We start from the raw sequence: 21,948 nt of genomic DNA on the forward strand, positions 1-21,948 counted from the left end.
GAGCGAGACGCTGGTGTTCCCTGGAGCACCCCTCATCCGTCGCCTTCGGCGACACCTTCTCCCACAAGGGGAGAAGGAGAAGTGCCCTCAGCTCCTCCCGTTCACGAGATCGCCCACGATGTCGTATTTGCCTGAAATACGCATCTTGTAGACCTCGTAATTCTCCATCACGCGTTGCACGTAACTTCTTGTTTCCGTGTAGGGAATCCGCTCGATCCAGTCGACGACAGCATCCACGTCCTTGCCGCGCGGGTCGCCGTATTTCGCTGCCCACTGGGCGGCGCGGTTCGGGCCGGCATTGTAGCCGACGAAGGTGAGCACATAGGAACCGCCGAAACGGTCGAGCTGCTCGCCGAGAAAGGCCGAGCCTAGCGTCGCGTTGTAGCCGGCGTCTGTCGTCAGCCGTGTCTGCGAGAAACTCATGCCGGCCTTCTTCGCCAATTGCTTGGCCGTGCCCGGCATCAACTGCAGCAGGCCGCGCGCGCCGGCGCTGGAAACGGCGCCGACGTTGAACTCGCTTTCCTGGCGGGCGATGGCATAGGCAAGCGCTTTGCCGGATCCCGAAATATTGGCCGAATCGGGAATGACGCCAAGCGGATGCGACAGCGCGCCGACATCGATGCCGCGCTGGGCGGCGATCTTGCCGACCTTGAGCGCCATGAAATGGTTGCCCTGCTTTTCGGCCAGCACGGCAAGCAGCGCCAGCTCGCCCGGGCTGGTCAGCTGCCCGGCAAGGTCGCGGTAGAGCGTTTCGGCGTAGCGGTCATAACCCGCATCCTGCAGCCGCTTGATCGCGCTCACCGCCTCGCGACCGTCGAAGCTCTGGCGGTCGGCCGCGCTCGGTTTCGGATAGACGATGTTGAGGGTCCTCAAGCCCACGCGCTCGCCGGCGAGCTGGCCATAGAAGGTCGTGCCGTAGCTGGCCGCGCGCGTGAAATAGTCCTTGGCATTGCCTGGGCCGCCGGCTTCTGCCGCGCGGCCGAGCCAGTAATAGGCGCGCGACAGCGACACCGGTCCCTGGGCGAGCTCGGTGATGCGTGTGAAATGCCCGGCGGCGGTCGCCGGGTCGTTGAGACCGCGCAACGCATACCAGCCGGCGTGGAACTCGGCTTCGGCGGCGCTCGGCGGGCTCTCGGCGGCGTGCATGGAGACGATTTTGTAGGCTGTTTTCATGTCGCCCTGGTCGACCAGCTCGCGTGACAGCACACGGCGTTCGACCCACCAGGCATCGGGGTCGACCAAAGAATCGCGGTCGGTCGGTGCCTTCATCACGACAGCAGCGGCATCGGTGAATTTCTGCTGCTTGCGCAGATACTCCGCCTCGGCGAAGAAATAGCCGGCCGAGCGCTGCGCCGCGGGCACCGCCTGCAACAGCTTGGCGGCGTTCTTGTCACCCTTGTCGGCGGCCGCCCACGCATCCGCCAGGGCCTGCGCGCCGGCGAGACCGGCGACGCGCAGCGCCGACGACGGCCGGTCGGCATAGAACATGCGCTCCATGCGGTAGCGATGGTCGGCCGCCGGGATCAGCGTGCCGAACTCCTTGATGACGGTCGCCTCGTCCTTTGCTTCCAGCTTCTCCGTGCGCCAGAACGGCACCAGCACCGCGCGCGCCGCAGCCCTGTTGCCCAGCGCCACCTGCGAGCGGGCAAGGACGATCACGCCTTCGGGCGTCAGCGGCAGGCTGCGACCGAAGGCCTGCACCACCACTTGCGGCGGCGGATTCTCGCGATAGAGCGCGCGCTCGCTGTTCCTGCGCAGTGCGATCGTGCCGGGCCATCCAGGCAGCATCTTGGCCGCATCGGCAATCTCGCCGCTCGGCACCTTGTCGCCGCCGTAAAGCGCGATTGCCCAGGCAAGGATGTGGCGGTCGAGCGAGGTGGCGGGCAGCGTGTCGCGCGCATTGCGCGCGCCTGCAATATCGTTGGCGGCGAGCGCATCGAGCCCGCTCTTCAGTTGCGCTATGTCGGAGGACGGGGCGGTCGACGTCTGCCCTGGCGCCTGCGGTGCGTCGGGCGCGGGGATGGCAGCCGTCACGCGCACGTCGACGCTACCGCCGATCGCCACCGTAGGCGTCAGCGCGACGATCGCGCCCAAAAGCGCGAAAAGATGGGGCCGCCTCGTCGGCATTGCTTCAATCCTAGCACATCGTCAGCGGGTACGGGGCCTGGAAAGCCTAAACAGACTCTAAACTTAGGTGGTGAAGGGCTCGTAAACAAAAGGTTATCGAGGCCGTTCGAATTACACCCGCTGGCTCTATTGCGATCCTTGCCGCTGAACCATGTCGAGACTATGGTGCGCGGCTTCGCTTTCGGGTAGAAGGCGCGCAACCAACCGATCTAATGAACACCGATGCATGTCGCCCAAAAGTGGGAACCGGTTTTGGGACGACGACATGCATAAGCCGACAAAGTTCCAAGGAGTTTGGACGACATGCTGAGAGGCTCGCTGACTGCGCTCGTGACACCGTTCGAAAAGAGCGGGCGCTTCGACGAGAAAGCCTTTCGCGCTTTCGTCGAATGGCAGATCGCCGAGGGCACCAAGGGTCTGGTTCCCGTCGGCACCACCGGCGAGTCGCCGACGCTGTCCCATGACGAGCACCGCCAGGTCGTCAAGGTCTGCATCGAGGTGGCCAAGGGCAGGGTACCGGTCGTCGCCGGCGCGGGCTCCAACAACACCGAGGAAGCTGTCGGGCTGGTGCAATATGCCGAAAAGGCCGGCGCCGATGCCGCCCTTGTCGTCACGCCTTACTACAACAAGCCCACGCAGCGCGGCCTCTATGAGCATTTCGCCGCTGTCGCCAAGGCCACCAAGCTGCCGATCATCATTTACAATATCCCGCCGCGTTCGGTGATCGACATGACGCCCGAGACGATGGGCAGGCTGCGCCACGACTTCAAGAACATTGCCGGCGTCAAGGACGCGACCGGCAAGGTCGAGCGCGTCTCCTATCAGCGCATGACCTGCGGCAAGGATTTCATCCAGCTTTCCGGCGAGGATGCCTCCGCGCTCGGCTTCAATGCCCATGGCGGCGTCGGCTGTATTTCGGTGACCTCGAATGTCGCGCCGCGGCTGTGCGCCGAATTCCAGGAAGCGACGCTCGCCGGCGACAGCGCCAAGGCGCTCGACCTGCAGGATCGGCTTCTGCCGCTGCATGAGGCGATCTTCATGGAGCCCGGCGTTTCCGGGTCGAAATATGCTCTGTCGAAGCTGGGCAGGATCGAGAATGTGGTGCGCTCGCCGCTGGTCACGGTCGAGACCTCGACTGCGCAAAAGATCGATGCGGCGCTCAAGCACGCCGGCTTGATTAACTAGGGATGAGGCGCCACCTCTCCGCATTATGAATCAAGTCAAGAAAGCCGACCCCAACAACAAGACCGTTGCTGAAAACCGCAAGGCGCGCTTTTCCTACGAGGTGCTCGACACGATCGAGACCGGCTTGGTGCTGACCGGCACCGAGGTCAAGTCGCTGCGCCAGGGCCAGGCCAACATCCAGGAATCTTATGCCTCCGCCGAGGGCGGCGAGATCTGGCTGATCAATTCCTATCTGCCGGAATATCTGCAGGCCAACCGCTTCAACCACGAGCCGCGCCGGCGCCGCAAATTGCTGGTCTCGAAGCGCGAGATGGCCAAGCTCTCGCAAAGCGTCGAGCGCGAGGGCATGACGCTGGTGCCGCTGAAAATCTATTTCAACGACCGCGGCCGCGCCAAGCTGCTGCTCGCGGTCGCTCGCGGCAAGAAACTGCACGACAAGCGCGAGACCGAAAAGCAGCGCGACTGGTCGCGCGAGAAGGGCCGGCTGCTGAAGGAGCGCGGCTGAGTTCTCGGGCTCGTGGCGTTCGCCGCCTGAAAAAAGCCACCGGTCAGCTTTCTGGTTCGGCCCGAACAGTATTTCCGACGGGGGTGGTCTTGGGGAAGCGGGTCGTTTTCTGGGGCCTTGCCGGCGTGGTTGTCGCCTGTGCCGTCGCGGCGGGCGCCTTCTTCTGGTTCCGTGGCTTTTCACCGAACCGCGCGGAGTTCCCGATCCGGGGCATCGACGTCTCCCACCACCAGGGAAAGATCGACTGGCAACGCGTCGCGGCCGACGATGTCGCCTTCGCCATCATCAAGGCGACCGAAGGCGGCACCCATGTCGACACCTTGTTCACGGCCAATCTGCGCGAAGCGCGGGCCGCGGGCCTTGCGGTCGGCGCCTATCACTTCTTCACCTTCTGCCGCCCTGGCGCCGACCAGGCGAAGAACTTCATTTCGGTGGTGCCGCGCGGCGAGCCGCTTTTGCCGCCGGTGGTCGACATCGAATTCGGCGGCAACTGTCCGCAGCGCCCGTCGCCCGAGCAGTTGAACGCCGAGCTTGCCGCTTTCCTCGGTCCTGTCGAGGCGGCGTTCGGCAAGCAGGCGATTTTCTATCTGACCGACGAGGCGGCCGACGCCTATTCCGGCGAGATCATCGCGCGTCGGCGCTGGCTGCGCTCATTGGCGATCAGGCCGGGCGAGAACGACTGGATCTACTGGCAGTATCACAATATGGGCCGCGTCGACGGCATCGAAGGCGATGTCGATCTGAACGTGCTGAAGGGCGGCCGCGAGACGCTGGCCGCGCTGTTTTCGCCGACGCCGTAAGTGCCCGGCGGCAGTCTCGAATCTGTTTCTGCGGCGTTTTGCGTATATCGCTGAAAAGTCTCACGATCCGCCTGGCGCCGGCGCATTCAGGTTTGCGCCGGCACCACGTCTCCCGATCGCCGAGAAGGCCATTCCCGCTGCCATGATCGCGATGGCCGCGAACTGGATCGCCATCGGCGTTTCGCCGAGCACCGCCATGCCGACAAGCACCGTGGCGATCGGTATGCCGGGCAGGAACAGGGATGCCGCCTGCGGCCCCAGTTGGCGGACGATGTAAGTGTAGAGGAACATGGCCGCGGCGCCGGCCAGAATCCCCTGAATGACGATCTGACTGACGATCTCCATGGCACTCGCGGCATGGATATGGCTTGGCGCGAAGAGATAGAGAAGCGGCAACGGCAGGCACGACAGGAGCACAACCGCCGCTGTCGCCGTGACCGGATCGGCACGCCACTGCCTCACCAGAACGGCATAGGTCGAAAACATAAGACCGGACCCGATGAAAAGAATATCACCGATGAGGACGCTGCTGGCACCGTCACGCGCTGGCGCGATGAAGAGCAAAAGGCCGGCTACAATCACGACGACGCCGATAGTCCGTTGCTGGGAAACGCTGTCATTGAAGAAGACACGCGACAGCAGGGACGAAAAGAAGACGATCGACGCAGGACAGAGCGCGGCCGCGTGGGCGGCAGGCGCATAGGTCAGGCCCCAATTGATGATCAGCGGATAAGGCAAGCCGGCCAGCGCCGCCAATGCCAAAGCCCGTCTCCAGCCCAGCGCCCTCATGTTTGCGAAGCCGCTGCGCCAGACGATCGGCAGAAAGACCGCCCCCGCCCCGCCAAAGCGCAAGGCGGCCAGATCTGTCGCCGTCAGATGCTCCCGGAGGCTGAAGCGGGCGGCGACGAATTGGATAGCGTAGATGCCGATCATGGTGAGGCCGGCGACAATCGCCAGTCTCGTGTTTCCTGCGTTTCCTGCGTCTGCCACGACCTGCCACCCATATGTCGTCGGAGGTGAAGACCGTCTCCACCGCTGCGGCGAAAGCGCAGGCTATTGTTCAGGCTTCCGCGTTGAAATACGCTCTTTTTGGAAAATGGTAGCGGAATTCACATCAAAAAGGCAGTTCCAGAGTGAATCCAGAAGCAAGCGATCTCGACGCGGTCGACCGCAATCTTCTTCGGCTGTTGCAGGAGGATGGGCGCCGCACCACCCTTGATCTGGCGGCGCGTGTCGGCCTGTCGCCGACCGGCACCAGCCTGCGGGTGAAGCGGCTGTTTCGGGAAGGCTACATCACCGCGGTCAGGGCCGTGCTCGATCCCGCCAAGATAGGACGCGGCACGCTCGTCTTCATCGAGGTCCGCCTCGATCATACGGCGCCTCATATTTTCGAACGCTTCGCCGAAGCGGTGACCAAGGCGCCCGAGGTTCTCGAATGCCACATGGTCGTCGGCGGCTTCGACTATCTGGTGAAGGCGCGAATTTCGGAAATGGCTGCCTATCAGGATTTCCTGACGCGGGTCATCCTCGCGCTGCCGGGCGTGAAGGAGACGCACACCTATGCCTCGATCGGCGACGTGAAGCCGCATGCGTTGCTGCCGGTATAGTCGCCGGACCATCGAGGCGTCCTGAATCTAGTTCTTCAGGAACGCCGCAATCTCCTTGAACACGTTGACGAACATCTCCTGGGTCAGCACGCCCGTATTGGTGTTGTAGCGCGAGCAGTGATAGCTGGAAAACAACGCGATGCCGCCGGCCTGCTGCCGGCCGCCATGGCGGAACGGAATGGCCGCGACGCGCTCGCCCAGCGCCCGCACCGTCGACTGGTGCGCGATGGAGCCCAGCGTCAGGATGGCGCGCAAATTGGGGAAGCGCGCAATCGTTGGTTTTAGAAAGCTGCGGCAGGTGGCGATCTCGGCGCCCACCGGTTTGTTCTCCGGCGGCACGCAGCGCACCGCATTGGTGATGGCCGTGCCGACAAGCTCCAGCCCGTCATCCGGCCGCGCCTTGAACTCGCCGCGCGCCAGGCCATGCGCGATCATCGTGCCGTAGAGCAGGTCGCCGGCATAGTCGCCGGTGAACGGGCGTCCCGTGCGGTTGGCGCCGCGCAAGCCGGGCGCCAGCCCGACGATCAGCAGCCTGACCGAACCTTCGCCCTCGGGCGGCAGGAAGGTCGGTACCGGCGCGTTGAACCAGCTAGGCTCGCGCTTGCGCCAGGCGCCGATGAAATCATGCAGCCGCGGGCAGAGCGGGCAGTCATGGCCGGGTTCGGGGGAGGGCGCGGCGCTCAAGGCCGCCGCTCGTCAATAATCGTCCTCGTCGACTTCGGCTGGTTCCGGCCGGCGCACCGGCCGCTCCGAGGGATCGCGGCCGACCTCGTTCTTCAGCGTCACCAGATCGATGAAATGGTCGGCCTGGCGGCGCAGATCGTCGGAAATCATCGGCGGCTGCGAGGCCATGGTTGAGATGATCGACACCTTGCGGCCACGCCGCTGCAGCGCCTCGACCAGCGTGCGGAAGTCACCGTCGCCGGAGAAGATGACATAATGGTCGACGACATCGGCGAGTTCCAGCGCATCGACGGTCAGCTCGATGTCCATATTGCCCTTGATCTTGCGGCGGCCGGTCGAGTCGGTGAATTCCTTGGCGGGCTTCGTCACCACCTTGAAGCCGTTATAGTCGAGCCAGTCGATCAGCGGCCGGATCGATGAATATTCCTGATCCTCGACCAGCGCGGTGTAATAGTAAGCGCGCAGCAGGTAGCCGCGCTTCTGGAAGTTCGACAGAAGCTTGCGGTAGTCGATGTCGAAGCCCAGCGCCCGCGAGGTGGCGTAGAGATTGGCGCCGTCGATGAAAAGAGCGATCTTTTCACGGGGATCGAACATTGAAAAACATCCCTTTCGAAAATTTCTGTCGTCTAAAAGCGTTTGACGAATAGGTCCGACAAATTGGGCCTCGGTGCCGTCACATCCGAGATAACGCGCAATTTATGGATATCCAAGGGCAGGCCCCGCATTGCAAGCAATTGTGATCGCAACTATGTGAGCGGCATCATGGCGCGGTCCGATGCTGAGCCGGGCAACGGCCCGCAAGGCTGCCGTCGCCGCCATAAAGCTTGTATTTCGCCCGCGCCCGCGTTATGGAGCGCGCCAGCTTTCCATCAAATCCATCGCATGAAAGGGGCAGTCCATGGCCCGCGTAACCGTTGAAGATTGCATCGACAAGGTCGACAACCGTTTCGAGCTCGTGCTGCTCGCCGGTCATCGCGCCCGCCAGATCAGCCAGGGCGCGCAGATCACCGTTCCGCGCGACAATGACAAGAACCCGGTCATCGCGCTGCGCGAGATCGCCGACGAGACGCTGTCGCCCGATGACCTCAAGGAAGATCTGATCCACTCGCTGCAGAAGCATGTCGAGGTCGACGAGCCGGAGGCGGAGGGCGAGACGATCACCGATCAGACCGGCGCGACCGCTGTTGCGGCCGACGCCGACGACGCCGAGGAGAACATCACTTTCGATCGCATGAGCGAGGAAGATCTGCTCGCCGGCATCGAAGGTCTGGTACCGCCGGAAAAGAGCGACGATTACTAAGAGCTTTTGATAATTCTGCTCAGCTGGTTGTTGAGCGCGTTCTGAAAAGCTTCCGAGTTCGCCTGGATCAAGCATCCGGCACTTCCGTCTCGTAAGTTTCGTGGCTATCTATGAGATGCGTCGCACCTTGGTGCGGCGCATCAATCATTTCAGCACCGCGAGATCCCGCCCATGATGCGTCAGTATGAGCTTGTCGAGCGCGTCCAGCGCTACAAGCCTGACGTCAACGAGGCGCTGCTCAACAAGGCCTACGTCTATGCCATGCAGAAGCATGGCCACCAGAAGCGCGCCTCTGGCGATCCCTATTTCTCGCATCCCCTCGAAGTCGCCGCCATCCTCACCGACATGCACATGGACGAGGCGACCATCGCCGTTGCCCTGCTGCATGACACGATCGAGGACACGACCGCGACCAGGGCGGAGATCGACGAGCTCTTCGGTCCCGAAATGGGCAAGCTGGTCGAAGGCCTCACCAAGCTGAAGAAGCTCGACCTCGTCTCGAAGAAAGCCGAGCAGGCGGAGAACCTGCGCAAGCTCCTGCTCGCGATCTCCGAGGACATCCGCGTTCTCCTGGTCAAGCTCGCCGACCGCCTGCACAACATGCGCACGCTCGACCATATGCCCGAGTCCAAGCGCCTGCGCATTGCCGAGGAGACGATGGACATCTATGCGCCTTTGGCTGGGCGCATGGGCATGCAAGGCATGCGCGAGGAACTGGAAGAGATTGCCTTCCGCTACATCAATCCGGAGGCTTATCGCGCCGTTACCGCAAGGCTTGCCGAGATTTTCGAGCGCAACAAGGGCGTCTTGCAGGAGATCGAGACAGCGCTGTCGGGCCTGTTCGAGAAACACGCCATCAAGGCGAGTGTTAAGAGCCGGCAGAAGAAGCCGTGGTCGGTGTTCCGTAAGATGGAGGCCAAGGCGCTCTCCTTCGAGCAGCTCTCCGACATTTTCGGCTTCCGCGTCGTCGTCGATTCGGTCGACGACTGCTACCGCGCGCTTGGCGCCATCCACACCACCTGGTCGATGGTGCCCGGCCGCTTCAAGGACTACATCTCGACGCCGAAGCAGAACGACTACCGATCGATCCACACCACCATCGTCGGCCCGTCGCGCCAGCGCGTCGAATTGCAGATCCGCACCAGGGAGATGAACAAGATCGCCGAATATGGCGTGGCCGCGCATTCGATCTACAAGGACAGCGGCGGCAAGACGAATGGCGCCGGCCACGCGATCTCCAAGGAGACCAACGCCTATGCCTGGCTGAGGCGCACCATCGAGCAGCTGGCCGAAGGCGACAATCCGGAGGATTTCCTCGAGAACACCAAGCTGGAGCTGTTCCAGGACCAGGTGTTCTGCTTCACGCCCAAGGGCATGCTGATCGCACTGCCGCGCGGCGCTACCCCGATCGATTTCGCCTATGCCGTCCACACCGATGTCGGCGACACCTGCGTCGGCGCCAAGGTCAATGGCCGCATCATGCCGCTGATGACGGAACTGAAGAACGGCGACGAGGTCGAGATCATCCGCTCCAAGGCGCAGGTGCCGCCCGCCGCCTGGGAATCGGTCGTCGTCACCGGCAAGGCGCGCGCCGCCATCCGCCGTGCCACCAAGAATGCGATCCGCAAGCAATATTCCGGCCTCGGCGCCCGCATCCTCGAACGCGCCTTCGAGCGCGCCGGCAAGACCTTCACCAAGGAAAGCCTGAAGCCGGTGCTGCACCGGCTGGCGCGCAAGGACATCGAGGACGTGCTGGCCTCGGTCGGCCGCGGCGAGCTGAGCTCCACCGACGTGATGAAGGCGGTCTTCCCCGACTATAAGGACGAGCGTGTCACCGTCGCTCCGCCCAAGCAGCGCGAGGAGGGCTGGTCGAAGATCCGCAATGCCGCCGGCATGCTGTTCCAGATGCCCGGCACCCGGGCCGCGCGTAAGGACAGCAAGAACCAGCAGCGCGACGGCGCGGTGCCGATCCGCGGCGTGCGCGGCGACCTGCCGGTGCGTTTCGCGCCGGAGGGTGCTGTGCCCGGCGACCGCATCGTCGGCATCATCCAGCCGGGCACCGGCATCACCATCTACCCGATCCAGTCGCCGGCGCTGCAGGCCTTCGACGACCAGCCGGAGCGCTGGATCGACGTGCGCTGGGACATCGACGAGCGCACCAAGGAACGTTTCCCGGCGCGCATCTCGGTCACCGCCATCAATGCGCCCGGTTCGTTGGCCGACATCGCCCAGGTCGTCGCGTCCAACGACGCCAACATCCACACGCTGTCGATGATACGCACGGCACCCGATTTCACCGAGATGCTGATCGATCTCGAGGTCTGGGACCTGAAGCATCTCAACCGGCTGCTGTCGCAGCTAAAGGACAATTCGAGCGTCAGCGATGCGCGGCGCGTCAATGGATGAGTGGTGAATAGTGAATAGTGAATAGTGAATAGAGAATAGAAGGCGCTCTCACTACCATTCACCATTCACCATTCACCACTCGCCAAAGGCAAGGAGCAACAATGAACACCGACGAAGTGCTGGACATTTTCCGCGAGGCCGGCGCCGTTCTCGAAGGTCATTTCATCCTGACGTCCGGCCTGCGCAGTCCGGTCTTCCTGCAGAAGGCTCGGGTCTTCATGCATGCCGACAAGACCGAGCGCCTGTGCAAGGCTCTGGCCGAGAAGATCCGTAAGGCGGTGCCCGGACGGATCGATTACGTCGTCGGCCCGGCGATCGGCGGCCTGATCCCGGCCTATGAAACCTCGCGTCATCTCGGCGCGCCGGCGATCTGGGTCGAGCGGGAAGGGGGCGAATTCAGGCTGCGCCGCTTCGAGATCGCCGAGGGCTCGCGCGTCGTCATCGTCGAGGACATCGTCACCACCGGCCTGTCGATCCGCGAGACCATAGACTGCCTGCGCGAGCTTGGCGCCGAGGTGGTGGCGGCCGCCTGTATCATCGACCGCTCGGCCGGCAAGACCGATGTCGGCGTGCCGCTGATCGCGCTTGCCGAATATGAAGTGCCGGCCTATCCCGCCGACCGCCTGCCGCCGGAACTCGCCGCCATTCCCGCCGTTAAGCCAGGAAGCCGCAACATCTGACGTCGTGATGTGCAAAAACAAGCACTTGAGCGGGCCGCTTGAATCTCCTTGCCAGCGGCATGTGTCGAGATCGCGATGATAGCAGGCATCGACCATTTCGTGCTGACGGTCCGCTCGGTGGAAGCGACCTGCGATTTCTACCGGCGGGTGCTCGGCATGCGGCGGCTCAATGAACCGAACCGGCCGACCGCGCTTCTGTTCGGCTCGCAGAAGATCAACCTGCACGAAGTCGGCCGCACTTTCGAACCCAAGGCAACGATGCCGACGCCGGGTTCCGGGGATTTCTGCCTCGTGGCCGCTGTGCCGCTTGCCGAGGTCCAGGCCAGCCTGAAGGCCAATGGCGTGGCGGTCGAAGTCGGTCCGGTCGGGCGCACCGGCGCGCGCGGCCCGATGATGTCGGTCTATTTCCGTGATCCGGACGGCAATCTGGTCGAGGTCAGCGAGTATCGGCTCGACTGAAATCGAGCCGCATTGCGCAGCGTTGGTCCAAAGCCATGCCATGCTCGGCCTCGTCGGCGAGCAGGCTGGCCAGCCGGTCGTCGATCTCGATGCCTTCCAGGATGCGAAATCCGGACTTGCGATAGAAGGGCGCATTCCAGGCAACGGCGCGAAACGTCGTCAGCGTCACCCCTGCCAGTCCGCGCTGCCTTGCGTCGGCGACCGCCCGTTCAAGCAGCGCGCGGCCGATGCCTTGGCCCTGCCGGTCGAGGCGCACGTCCAACTCCCAGATATGCAGCGCATCGCTCTCGATCCCAGCGCTCAGGAATCCGACCGGCCGGCCCCTCCCGTCGGCGGCAACCCAGCATGCGCCAGCGGCGATCAGCGCGCGGTGTCGCTCGACGCTGACATTGTCGCCATCGGCCAGCCACGCCAGTTCCGCGATGGCGCGGAACGCCTCTCCGGCCGATTGCTCGATACCCGGCAATGCTTCGGCGTCCTCGGCCCGCGCCGGTCGAATTGTGATCATCGGCTCCGCATCCGGGTTGTTTTCCTCAGTTTCGCCAGAATGACGGCCTTGTTACAGCCTGCGGCAGACCATCGCGGCGGCGTTTCATTGTTGCGCGGCCTGGCCGTCGCTATATCAAAGTCTTGTTGCCTTTCTGCGCCATCGAAGCGCAAGATATGTTGGCGCGTCCCGGTGGGCAGGGGCAGCGCGTGTTGGACCGGGAACTGGAACAGAGTGCTTTTTCGACGCCGAGAGCCTGATGGCCTCCTGGAGCGGGTGCGTACTTATCTATGGCCGCGCCGCTCGTTCTCACGTTCCGTGCAGTATTTCTCCAAACGCATCCTGCGGCTAAAGGCGACGCCGCATTCCGTCGCCGCCGGCGTCGCGGCGGGCGTTTTTGCGTCCTTCTTCCCGCTTGGCTTCCACTTCATCGTCGCCGCCGTGCTGTGCTGGATCATCGCCGGCAATCTGGTCGCGGCAGCACTCGGCGCCGTGTTCTTCGGCAATCCGCTGACCTTCCCGCTTTTGTGGGGCGCATCCTGGGAAACCGGCAAGCTGCTCCTGCATGAGCACCTGCCGAGGCACGGTCCGCCCGAGCATCTCGGCGAAATGATGCACAAGCTCTCCTTCGCCAAGCTCTGGCACCCCGTTCTGGAGCCGATGCTGATCGGCGCGGTGCCGCTCGGCCTGATCTTCGGGCTCGTGTTCTACGCCATCACGCGCTGGGGCATGACCGTGTTTCGCGAGCGGCGCCGGAAGCGCATGGCCGAGCGCGCCGAAAAGAAGGCGCGGCAGGGCGGACGGGAAGTGCCGGCGGAATGATCATCGGCATCGGCAGCGACCTGATCGACATCAGACGCATCGAGAAATCGCTGGAGCGGCACGGCCAGCGCTTCGTCCAGCGCATCTATACCGAGGTCGAACAGGCCACGTCGGAAAAGCGTGCCGCCCGCGCCGCCTCCTATGCCAAGCGCTTCGCCGCCAAGGAGGCCTGCGCCAAGGCGTTGGGCACCGGCATGGCCGAGGGCGTGTTCTGGCGCGACATGGGCGTGGTCAACCTGCCGAGCGGCGCGCCAACCATGGCGCTGACCGGCGGCGCCGCGGCCAGGCTGGACAAAATCCTACCGAAAGGCCACCGCGCGCTGATCCACCTCACCATCACCGACGATTTCCCGCTTGCTCAAGCCTTTGTGATCATCGAGGCAGTCGCTGCCGAACAAGCGCCACATTGATTCCATCTGACCACCATCGGCATGACGTTGCTCAGCGCGCGCCGAGACTCTATACCAACATCGCACAATCGAGGACGACATGAGCGTGGCTGAAAAATCGCAGAAGAAATCCGGCGGACTTGGTGAAACCTTTTCCGTCATCATCCAGGCTCTGCTGCTCGCGCTCGTCATCCGCACGCTGCTCTTCCAGCCGTTCTCCATTCCGTCGGGCTCGATGCGGCCGACGCTGCTCGAAGGCGACTATCTCTTCGTCACCAAATGGGCCTATGGCTATTCGCGTTACTCGCTGCCTTTCGGTCCCGATATCTTCTCGGGCCGCATCTGGGGCTCGGAACCCAAGCGCGGCGACGTGGTGGTGTTCAAGTTCCCGCCGGATCCGTCGGTCGACTACATCAAGCGCGTCGTCGGCCTGCCCGGCGACAAGATCCAGGTGAAGGACGGCCAGCTCTTCATCAACGACGTCGGCGTGCCGCGCGTAAAGACCGGCCAGATCGACAATCCCGATGTCACCGAGGAAAACAGGCCGATCGACGTCTACCGTGAAACGCTGCCGAACGGCGTCAGCTACGACACGCTCGACATCAATTCCGATTCGATCGGCGACAACACGCGCGAATTCGTCGTGCCGGCCGGGCACTATTTCATGATGGGCGACAATCGCGACAATTCGTCCGACAGCCGCTTCGCCGTCGGCTATGTGCCGGCCGAGAACCTTGTCGGCCGCGCCAACGTCATCTTCTTCTCGATCGCCGGCAAGGCGAGCCCGCTCGAGATCTGGAAGTGGCCGTCATTGATGCGCGCCGGGCGCCTGTTCCATTTCGTCCACTAGAGCGATGGCGGCCAGCAAGCGTTTGACCGCCGATGCCCTTGCCGAAGCGCTTGTCGAGCGCACCGGCCACGCCTTCGCCGATCGCCAGCGCCTGCAGCGGGCGCTGACCCATGCCAGCGCCCGTTCGACCCATGCCGGTGTCGACTACGAGCGTTTCGAATTCCTGGGCGACCGCGTTCTCGGCCTCATCGTCGCCGACATGCTGCTCGCCGCCTTTCCCGATGCCGCCGAGGGCGAGCTTTCGCTGCGTCTCAACGCGCTGGTCAATGCCGAGGCGCTGTCCGAAATCGCCGAGGAGATCGGCCTGCCGGAACTCGTCCGCGCGGGCTCCGATGTGCGCAATCTCGATGGACGCAAGCGCACCAATCTGCGCGCCGATGCGCTGGAATCGCTGATTGCCGTGCTTTACCTGGATGGCGGCCTTGAGACGGCCCGAGCGTTCATCCACCGCTACTGGCAGCCGCGATCGCAGGCGATAGATGCCGCGCGGCGCGACGCCAAGACCGAATTGCAGGAATGGGCGCACCAGGCCGCGGCCGGCGCCGTGCCTGCCTACCGCGTCGACGGCCGCGAGGGACCGGACCACGACCCGCTGTTCACGGTCAGCGTCAAGGTCGGCTCTTTTGCTCCCGCGACCGGCAGCGGCCGCTCAAAACGCGAGGCCGAGCAGGCCGCGGCGGCTACTCTTTTGCTGCGCGAGGGCGTATGGAGCGCGGCATGATCGCAAACCAATCTCCCGAGACCCCCAGCACCCGATCCGGTTTTGTCGCGCTGATCGGCGCGCCCAATGCCGGCAAGTCGACGTTGGTCAACCAACTGGTCGGCGCCAAGGTGTCGATCGTCACCCATAAGGTGCAGACCACCCGCGCCATCGTGCGCGGCATCGCCACGCATGACAATACGCAGATCGTCTTCGTCGACACGCCCGGCATCTTCAAGCCGAAACGCCGGCTGGACACGGCCATGGTGACGACCGCCTGGGGCGGCGCCAAGGATGCCGATGTCGTAGTGCTGCTGATCGACGCCGAGCGCGGCATCAGGGGCGACGCCGATGCCATCCTCGACCGGCTGAAGGACGTCCGGCAGCCGATGCTGCTCGTCCTCAACAAGGTCGACCGCGTCAAGCCTGAAACGCTTCTCGCCTTGGCCGCGACCGCGAACGAGCGCGTTCCGTTCAAGCGCACCTTCATGGTCTCCGCGCTGACCGGCTCCGGCTGCAAGGACCTGCTCGATTATCTCGCCGAGACGCTTCCCTCAGGCCCCTGGTACTATCCGGAGGACCAGATATCCGATCTGCCGATGCGCCAGCTCGCCGCCGAGATCACCCGCGAAAAGCTTTATCTGAGGCTGCACCAGGAGCTTCCCTATTCCTCGCATATCGAAACCGAGAAATGGGAAGAGAAGAAGGACGGCTCGGTGCGCATCGAGCAGGTGATCTATGTCGAGCGCGACAGCCAGAAGAAGATCGTGCTCGGCCACAAGGGCGAGACGATCCGCGCCATCGGGCAGGCCGCGCGCACCGAGATCGCCGAGATACTCGAGCAGAAGGTGCATCTCTTCCTGTTCGTGAAGGTGCGCGAGAACTGGGGCGACGACCCCGAGCGCTACCGCGAGATGGGGCTGGAATTTCCCCATTGATGCATGTCGCCCAAAGGCGCGAAGCGGTTTTGGGACAACGACATGGATGATCCGCAACCGGCCATCGATACCGATCTGGTGCGGCGGCTGGTCGATGCGCAGTTTCCACAATGGCGGGATTTGCCGGTCAGCCCGGTCGCTTCCGGCGGCTGGGACAACCGCACCTTTCATCTCGGCGAAGACATGACGGTCAGGTTGCCGAGTGCGGCCTCCTATTCGCTGCAGGTCGAGAAGGAGCATCGCTGGTTGCCGAAACTCGCGCCGCTGCTGCCGCTGCCAATTCCAACGCCGTTGGCCATGGGTGAGCCGGCCGAGACCTATCCCTGGCACTGGTCCGTCTATCGCTGGATCGAGGGCGACACCGCGAAGGACGGGCATATTGCCGATCTCGGCGCGTTCGCGGTTGCCCTTGCCGATTTCCTTGTCGCGTTGAGAGGCATCGATCCAGCGGGCGGGCCGGGACCCGGCCCGCACAATTTTCATCGCGGCGGGCCGCTGAGCGTCTATGACGGCGAGGCGAGGCAAGCCATCGCCGCGCTGGAAGGCCGGATCGACGCGCATGCAGCCACCGCCGTCTGGGACGCAGCGCTTGCCGCCACCTGGCATGGCTCCCCGGTCTGGTTCCATGGCGACGTCGCCTCGGGCAACCTTCTGGTCGAGGATGGCAGCTTGAGCGCCGTCATCGATTTCGGCACCTCCGGCGTCGGCGACCCGTCTTGCGACCTGGCGATCGCCTGGACGTTCTTCGAAGGCGAAAGCCGCGAAGCCTTCCGCGCTCGCATCGCCGTCGATGACGCCACCTGGGCGCGCGGCCGCGGCTGGGCGTTGTGGAAGGCACTGATCACCGTCGCCGGACATGACGCCAACCAGGCGGAGGCGGTAAGGCAACGCCAAGTGATCGACGAGGTCCTTGCCGATCATCGGACATGGGCGTGATACCGACGAATGTCAGGACGCGTCGGGTCTGGGGTGCCGAAATCTTGATTTCGCCGCGCAACGGGTGAATAGCTCCCGTCCATGGAATGGCGCGACGAAGGAATCGTTCTCGGCACCCGCAGGCATGGCGAAACCAGCGCCATCCTCGAGGTAATGACGCGCGCGCATGGCCGCCATCTCGGCCTGGTGCGGGGAGGGCGCTCGCGCAGGCAGCAGCCGGTGCTGCAGCCCGGCAACCGCGTCGATCTTCTGTGGCGGGCGCGCCTCGACGAGCATCTGGGCATCTTCCAGGCCGAGGCGATCGAGATGAATGCCGCGCGGCTGATGGATAGCGCGGTCGCCGTCTACGGTCTGCAGACCATGGCCGCGCATCTAAGGCTCCTGCCCGAACGCGATGCCCATGGCGGGCTTTACGAGGCGCTCGCCGTGATGATTTCCCATCTGGAGGATGCCGATGCGGCGGGCGAGCTGGTGGCGCGCTTCGAACTGCTCATCCTCGATGAACTGGGCTTCGGCCTCGACCTCAGCCAATGCGCGGCGACCGGCACCAGGCAGGACCTCGCCTATGTCTCGCCGAAATCCGGCCGCGCCGTCTCGCGCGAAGCTGGCGCTGGCTGGCACGACAAGATGCTGGCGTTGCCGGCCTTCCTGCAGCGCGGCTCCGGCCTGCGCGCCGATGCGGCAGCACTGGAAGACGCCTTCCGGTTGAGCGGCTTCTTCTTCACCCGCCATGTCTATGAGCCGCGCGGCCTCGAGCCGCCCGACGCCCGCGCCGGCTTCCTCGCCGCGCTGCGCCGGCATCATGCGGCGGTGAAGGCGATTGCCGGCTAGGTGGTGACAGCAAGGCAGGCGCCCTATTCGGCGCCGCGCCGCTCCAGGAAATCGTCGAGCATGGCGCGCTGGCCCTTCAGGATCTTGAGCCCGGCTTCGGGCAATGAAAACCAGCCGGCCTTGTCGACTTCGGGGAACTCCTTCATCGCGCCCGATTTCGGGGGCCACTCCATGGTGAACATGTTGCTCTTGACGGCATCCGCGTCGATGTCGGCCTCGACGCTCCACGCGATGACGATCTTGCCGCCCGGCTGCTTGTAGCTGCCGAGCGGCTGGAAATCGCCGTCGATGGCGACGCCGAGCTCCTCTTCGGCTTCCCGTCTGGCGGCTTCGAGCTCGTCCTCATTGTCGCCGACCAGTCCCTTCGGGATCGACCACGCGCCCTCATCCTTTCTTGCCCAGAACGGCCCGCCCGGGTGGACGAGCAGGAATTCGAACACACCGGCAATCCGTCTGTGGATCAGCAGGCCTGCGCTTTTCTGCGGCATCGGTCACCTCGCGGCATTGTCGTCGCCCGGGCGAGAATAGCACGAGTATTTCGCGGCATGGTCACGCCATCCCGCCTGCAATGCCGGCGGCCTCGGCGGCGCGGCATGGGATAAGCCGGCAAGTTGCTGGCAATCGGCGACGAAACATGCTCGATCTTGTTAGCCGGCGAGCAGCTGATTTGCACAGCCGTCTCATTGCCGCAATTATTGGCCACGACTGGTCTGGTTTTGAGGGAAACCACCATGTTTTTCAGCCTGATCGCCATTGCCGCCGTCATCGCTCTTTTCGTCATCGTTTCACGCCAGCAGAACCGCATCGCGCTGGTCGAGCGCGAGCTCGGCGTCCTGCGCGGCCTGGTGCAGCCGGAGGCTTCGCTGCCCGCGCCCAAGGCGGACGCCGTCGCCGAGGGCGCGCCGAAGGAAGCAGGAGGGGCCTCGGCGATCGACGCCGCGCCCGCGGTTCAGGAGACCGCCCCGTCCGAGCCGATCGCGGCAACGACCGGCACTGCCGAAGCCGAAGTTGTGGCCGGACCCTGGAAGGAAGGCGAGGGGGCGGCGGCAGGTGCCACGGAGGCCGGCAAGGTCGAGCCTGTGCCAGAACTTTCAGCCGAGACCAAGGCGACGTTCACCCGGTCTGCGGCCACCGAGAAAGCCGCGCGCCAGACTGATGTCGAGACGGCGCTGGGCACGCGCTGGGCGGTCTGGGTTGGCGGCATCGCGCTGGCGCTGGGCGGCCTGTTCCTGATCCGCTACACCATCGAGGCCGGCATTTTCGGCCCCGGCGTGCGCCTCGCCATGGCCGGCATCCTCGGCCTGGCGCTGATTGCCAGCGCCGAGTTCATCCGCCGCACAGGCTTCAAGGTGCCGGTGCAGGGCGCCACCGGCGCCTTCATCCCGTCGATCCTGACCGGGGCGGGCGCCTTCATCCTGTTCGGCACGGTCTATGCGGCCCACGGCATCTATGGCTTCATCGGCCCGGCGACGGCCTTCGCGCTGCTTGGCGTCATCGGCGTGGCGACCATTGGCGCTTCGCTCGTGCATGGCTTGGCCCTGGCCGGCATCGGCCTCATCGGCGCCATGGTCACGCCGGCGCTGATCGCCTCGCAGGCGCCCAATCCCTGGGCCTTGTTCGTCTATCTGGCGATCGTGCTCGCCGCCACGGCGGCAATCGCCCGCATCCGCGACTGGAAGGCGCTCGTGGCCGCCGCATTCGCCGGCACCGGCATCTGGACCATTCTCTACATGGTCGACGGGCCGGATGTGAACCTTGCCGCTGTCCTGTTCATCAGCCTGGCGACGCTCGCCGTGCTGGCTTTCGTCTGGCTCGGCCTTTTGCTGCATATTGGCCGCGACGATGCGGCGCGCGGCTTTGACTGGCCGTCGATCGTGCCCGGCTTCTTCATCGCCTTGAGCGCGCTGGGCCTGTCCGTCGATCCCGCTTTTGCCAGCGCCGGCGATGCCTTGCACGGCGCGGTCCTCCTGGCCGCGCTGGTCGCGGTCGCGCTCTACCGACCGCCTGCGCTCCCGCTCGTCTTCGCCGCCGGTATCGCCACCGTGCTGATCTATCTCGGCATCATCCCACCCGCCACGATCGGCGCCAATGCGCTCGATGTCGGGCTGGACGCCCAGCCTTTGGCGGCGTCCGACACGCTGACTTTCCGCATCGGCATCGCGCTCGGCCTGGTCTTCCTCGCCGCCGGTTTCTGGGCCGCGCGCCGCTTCGCCGTCACCGCTCCGCGGCGCGCGGCCTGCTGGGCGGCCTGGGGCGTCATTGCCCCGCTGGTGGTGCTCCTGGCGCTATGGCTGACGTTCGGCGATATCGACCGCGACCTCGGCTACGCGCTGCCGGCGCTGCTGCTGGTGCTGGCCTTTGCCGTCGGTGGCGAATGGATCGCGCGCGCCGAAGAACCGCCACTGACCGGCGGCCCGGCCGTGTCCTTGGCGCTCGGCGGCGCCGGCCTCGCCGGCCTGCTGATGCTGCACATGGCCTTCGGCTCCGGCTGGACGACGGTGCTGCTTGGCACCGCCGCGATCATCCCGGCGCTGGCCACGCGCTGGCGATCCTACCCCGTGCTGGGCTGGATCGCGGTAGGGGCGGCAGTCGCCGTGCTCGGCCGCGTCGCCTTCGATCCGACCATCGTCGGCGCGGCGTTCCTGTCCAGGACGCCGGTCTTCAACTGGCTGCTGCTTGGCTATGGCATGCCGGCGCTCGCCTTCGGCTTCGCCGCCTGGCAACTCGCCCGCACCACCAGCGGCAGGCCGCGCCTTGCGATGGAGGCAGCCTCGGCGCTCTTCGCGCTGCTCACCATAGCCATGCTGGTGCGCCATGCCATGCATGGCGGCGTCATCGACACCGGCACGGTGACCCTTGCCGAACAGGCGATCTACACGCTGATCGCGCTCGGCGCCGGCGCCATACTGGTCGCCATCGACATGCGCTCGCCGAGCTCGGTTCTGCGCTATGGCTCGATGGCTGCCGGCGTGGTCTCGGCGGGCCTGATCGCCGTTCAGCATTTCGTGGTGCTGAATCCGCTGCTGACGGACGAATCGACCGGCGCGATCCCGGTCTTCAATCTCCTGTTCCTCGCTTATCTGCTGCCGGCGATCGCCGCCGGCGCATTGGCGCTCTACGTCCGCGACAAGCGTCCGCGATGGTATGCGGCGATGCTGGCGCTGGTCGCCGCGCTGCTTGCCTTCGCCTATGCCACGCTTTCGGTGCGCCGCTTGTTCAAGGGCGAGTTCATCGCCTTGTGGAGCGGGCTCGGCCAGCTCGAGACCTACACCTATTCGGCGCTCTGGCTGGTCATCGGCGTGGCGCTGCTCACCGCCGGCGTCTGGCTGAAATCGCAGGTGCTGCGCATCGCCTCCGCGGTGCTGATCGCGGTCGCGGTGGTGAAGGTCTTCCTCTTCGACATGTCGGAGCTCGAAGGCGTGCTGCGCGCGCTCTCTTTCATCGGTCTCGGGGCCGTGCTGATCGGGATAGGTCTGTTCTACCAGCGTCTGCTGACGCGGGCCGCGAGGGAGGCCAAGGAGGTTTCTTGAAAGAATATCCAATATGGGATATCTAGAATATCCATAAAGGGATATTCGCATGCCTCTCTACATACGTGACGATGAAGTGGATGCGCTGGCCGCCAAATTGCAGCGCGAGACAAACGCGCCGAGCAAGACCGAGGCGGTGCGGACAGCCCTTATTCACGAACTCGAACGCAATCGTGCCAAGGTGCCGCTGCGCGATCGGATTGTGAGGCTTCAAGCGGAGGCGAAGAAGATCGGTCTGCCCAATCCCGATTTCGATATGAAGAAATTCACTGACGAGATGTGGGAAGACTGATGTTTGTCGATGCTTCGGCGATCGTCGCCATTCTCAACCAGGAACCCGGCTGGGAGGAATTATCCAAACAACTCTCCGGACCTGTCGACTTCTACGTCTCAGCGATGGTCCGTTTTGAAGCGACACAAGCTTTGGCGCGAGCTGGCGCGGGTCCCCGCAAGCCGACCGCTGAAGCGCTCCTCAAAGCTCGTGATCTGGTGTATCAATTCATTGTGGAAATTGGCGGAGAAAATGTGCCGATCGGCGAGGAGATCGGTTCGCGCGCTATCGATGCCAGCGCTCACTACGGCAAGGCCGTTGGGCATCAAGCTGATCTGAACTTGGGTGACTGTTTTGCTTATGCTTGCGCAAAAGCTCTCGGTATTCCGTTGCTCTACAAAGGCAATGATTTCTTGTTGACCGATTTGAGATAGTCGGCTT

The 21,948-nt window shown here is 64.3% G+C and carries 24 protein-coding genes; 18 read left to right on the forward strand and 6 right to left on the reverse strand.

What is annotated here, in order from left to right:
- Nucleotides 1-87: 87 nt before the first annotated feature.
- Nucleotides 88-2,127 carry a lytic transglycosylase domain-containing protein gene (locus tag FJ471_RS25975; protein ID WP_140807585.1) on the reverse strand — a complete coding sequence of 680 codons (2,040 nt, stop codon included), beginning with the start codon at nt 2,125-2,127 and terminating at the stop codon, nt 88-90.
- A gap of 303 nt (nt 2,128-2,430) precedes the next feature.
- On the opposite strand from FJ471_RS25975, the gene dapA reads away from it, so the two are divergent.
- The 3 genes from dapA (at nt 2,431) to FJ471_RS25990 (ending at nt 4,617) form a co-directional block, all read left to right on the forward strand.
- Nucleotides 2,431-3,312, forward strand: a complete 882-nt coding sequence (gene dapA / locus FJ471_RS25980; protein ID WP_140807586.1) for a 4-hydroxy-tetrahydrodipicolinate synthase — start codon at nt 2,431-2,433, stop codon at nt 3,310-3,312.
- A gap of 25 nt (nt 3,313-3,337) precedes the next feature.
- Nucleotides 3,338-3,817 (forward strand): SsrA-binding protein SmpB, encoded by a 480-nt coding sequence (smpB, locus tag FJ471_RS25985; RefSeq protein WP_112095724.1) that lies wholly within the window; start codon nt 3,338-3,340, stop codon nt 3,815-3,817.
- An 89-nt stretch (nt 3,818-3,906) separates the two neighbouring features.
- Entirely contained in the window at nt 3,907-4,617 is a 711-nt protein-coding gene (locus FJ471_RS25990) for a GH25 family lysozyme (RefSeq protein WP_140807587.1), read from the forward strand.
- 60 nt (nt 4,618-4,677) lie between these two features.
- Here the strand turns inward: FJ471_RS25990 and FJ471_RS25995 are convergent, their stop codons facing one another.
- The gene (locus tag FJ471_RS25995) at nt 4,678-5,607 is read right to left on the reverse strand and encodes a DMT family transporter (protein WP_140807588.1); all 930 of its coding nucleotides are present in this window, start codon (nt 5,605-5,607) and stop codon (nt 4,678-4,680) included.
- 143 nt (nt 5,608-5,750) lie between these two features.
- On the opposite strand from FJ471_RS25995, the gene FJ471_RS26000 reads away from it, so the two are divergent.
- Nucleotides 5,751-6,224: an Lrp/AsnC ligand binding domain-containing protein gene (locus tag FJ471_RS26000; protein ID WP_140807589.1), complete on the forward strand. Its 474-nt coding sequence runs from the start codon at nt 5,751-5,753 to the stop codon at nt 6,222-6,224.
- Nucleotides 6,225-6,251: 27 nt separating this feature from the next.
- Here the strand turns inward: FJ471_RS26000 and FJ471_RS26005 are convergent, their stop codons facing one another.
- Together FJ471_RS26005 and FJ471_RS26010 are read right to left on the reverse strand one after the other, a co-directional pair.
- Nucleotides 6,252-6,908, reverse strand: a complete 657-nt coding sequence (locus FJ471_RS26005; RefSeq protein ID WP_140807590.1) for a uracil-DNA glycosylase — start codon at nt 6,906-6,908, stop codon at nt 6,252-6,254.
- Nucleotides 6,909-6,920: 12 nt separating this feature from the next.
- On the reverse strand, nt 6,921-7,502 hold the full coding sequence (locus FJ471_RS26010) for an NYN domain-containing protein (protein ID WP_140807591.1): 582 nt from the start codon (nt 7,500-7,502) through the stop codon (nt 6,921-6,923).
- 304 nt (nt 7,503-7,806) lie between these two features.
- Between FJ471_RS26010 and rpoZ the strand changes: the two genes are divergently transcribed.
- From rpoZ to FJ471_RS26030, 4 genes are all read left to right on the forward strand, one after another.
- Nucleotides 7,807-8,208 (forward strand): DNA-directed RNA polymerase subunit omega, encoded by a 402-nt coding sequence (rpoZ, locus tag FJ471_RS26015; RefSeq protein WP_140807592.1) that lies wholly within the window; start codon nt 7,807-7,809, stop codon nt 8,206-8,208.
- 171 nt (nt 8,209-8,379) lie between these two features.
- Nucleotides 8,380-10,614 carry a bifunctional (p)ppGpp synthetase/guanosine-3',5'-bis(diphosphate) 3'-pyrophosphohydrolase gene (locus FJ471_RS26020; protein WP_140807593.1) on the forward strand — a complete coding sequence of 745 codons (2,235 nt, stop codon included), beginning with the start codon at nt 8,380-8,382 and terminating at the stop codon, nt 10,612-10,614.
- A gap of 101 nt (nt 10,615-10,715) precedes the next feature.
- Nucleotides 10,716-11,294, forward strand: a complete 579-nt coding sequence (pyrE, locus tag FJ471_RS26025) for an orotate phosphoribosyltransferase (RefSeq protein WP_140807594.1) — start codon at nt 10,716-10,718, stop codon at nt 11,292-11,294.
- 75 nt (nt 11,295-11,369) lie between these two features.
- Complete coding sequence (locus tag FJ471_RS26030; RefSeq protein WP_140807595.1) at nt 11,370-11,753, forward strand: VOC family protein; 384 nt, start codon at nt 11,370-11,372, stop codon at nt 11,751-11,753.
- Here the strand turns inward: FJ471_RS26030 and FJ471_RS26035 are convergent.
- On the reverse strand, nt 11,731-12,261 hold the full coding sequence (locus FJ471_RS26035) for a GNAT family N-acetyltransferase (RefSeq protein ID WP_140807596.1): 531 nt from the start codon (nt 12,259-12,261) through the stop codon (nt 11,731-11,733). The two genes, FJ471_RS26030 and FJ471_RS26035, sit on opposite strands and share 23 nt — an antisense overlap.
- Before the next feature lie 213 nt (nt 12,262-12,474).
- Between FJ471_RS26035 and FJ471_RS26040 the strand changes: the two genes are divergently transcribed.
- The 7 genes from FJ471_RS26040 to recO all read left to right on the forward strand — a co-directional run bounded on the left by FJ471_RS26040 (nt 12,475) and on the right by recO (nt 17,706).
- On the forward strand, nt 12,475-13,062 hold the full coding sequence (locus tag FJ471_RS26040) for a DUF2062 domain-containing protein (protein ID WP_140807597.1): 588 nt from the start codon (nt 12,475-12,477) through the stop codon (nt 13,060-13,062).
- Nucleotides 13,059-13,472 (forward strand): holo-ACP synthase, encoded by a 414-nt coding sequence (gene acpS / locus FJ471_RS26045; RefSeq protein WP_140807598.1) that lies wholly within the window; start codon nt 13,059-13,061, stop codon nt 13,470-13,472. The genes FJ471_RS26040 and acpS overlap by 4 nt, the downstream gene beginning before the upstream one ends.
- A gap of 79 nt (nt 13,473-13,551) precedes the next feature.
- Nucleotides 13,552-14,301, forward strand: coding sequence for a signal peptidase I (lepB, locus tag FJ471_RS26050; RefSeq protein WP_140807599.1), 750 nt, complete (start codon nt 13,552-13,554; stop codon nt 14,299-14,301).
- Between the two features lie 4 nt (nt 14,302-14,305).
- Nucleotides 14,306-15,022 (forward strand): ribonuclease III, encoded by a 717-nt coding sequence (gene rnc, locus FJ471_RS26055; protein ID WP_140807600.1) that lies wholly within the window; start codon nt 14,306-14,308, stop codon nt 15,020-15,022.
- The gene (era, locus tag FJ471_RS26060) at nt 15,007-15,939 is read left to right on the forward strand and encodes a GTPase Era (protein WP_140807601.1); all 933 of its coding nucleotides are present in this window, start codon (nt 15,007-15,009) and stop codon (nt 15,937-15,939) included. Before rnc ends, era begins: the two co-directional genes overlap by 16 nt.
- 42 nt (nt 15,940-15,981) lie before the next feature.
- Nucleotides 15,982-16,875: an aminoglycoside phosphotransferase family protein gene (locus FJ471_RS26065; RefSeq protein ID WP_140807602.1), complete on the forward strand. Its 894-nt coding sequence runs from the start codon at nt 15,982-15,984 to the stop codon at nt 16,873-16,875.
- Between the two features lie 81 nt (nt 16,876-16,956).
- Complete coding sequence (recO, locus tag FJ471_RS26070) at nt 16,957-17,706, forward strand: DNA repair protein RecO (protein WP_140807603.1); 750 nt, start codon at nt 16,957-16,959, stop codon at nt 17,704-17,706.
- Nucleotides 17,707-17,729: 23 nt separating this feature from the next.
- Here recO and FJ471_RS26075 read toward each other — a convergent pair whose 3' ends face one another.
- Nucleotides 17,730-18,194, reverse strand: a complete 465-nt coding sequence (locus tag FJ471_RS26075) for an NUDIX domain-containing protein (RefSeq protein ID WP_140807604.1) — start codon at nt 18,192-18,194, stop codon at nt 17,730-17,732.
- 243 nt (nt 18,195-18,437) lie between these two features.
- Here FJ471_RS26075 and FJ471_RS26080 point away from each other — a divergent pair, with 243 nt between their 5' ends.
- Genes FJ471_RS26080 through FJ471_RS26090 form a run of 3 tightly spaced genes read left to right on the forward strand, consistent with a single transcriptional unit; the run spans nt 18,438 to nt 21,941 of the window.
- Nucleotides 18,438-21,236 carry a DUF2339 domain-containing protein gene (locus FJ471_RS26080; protein WP_140807605.1) on the forward strand — a complete coding sequence of 933 codons (2,799 nt, stop codon included), beginning with the start codon at nt 18,438-18,440 and terminating at the stop codon, nt 21,234-21,236.
- 49 nt (nt 21,237-21,285) lie between these two features.
- A complete protein-coding gene (locus FJ471_RS26085) occupies nt 21,286-21,528 on the forward strand; it encodes a type II toxin-antitoxin system VapB family antitoxin (protein ID WP_042637859.1) in 243 nt (80 codons plus the stop codon).
- Nucleotides 21,528-21,941, forward strand: coding sequence for a type II toxin-antitoxin system VapC family toxin (locus FJ471_RS26090; RefSeq protein ID WP_140807606.1), 414 nt, complete (start codon nt 21,528-21,530; stop codon nt 21,939-21,941). The genes FJ471_RS26085 and FJ471_RS26090 overlap by 1 nt, the downstream gene beginning before the upstream one ends.
- Nucleotides 21,942-21,948 lie beyond the last annotated feature (7 nt).

It is taken from the genome of Mesorhizobium sp. B2-7-1, from assembly GCF_006440735.1.
Lineage (GTDB): Bacteria > Pseudomonadota > Alphaproteobacteria > Rhizobiales > Rhizobiaceae > Mesorhizobium.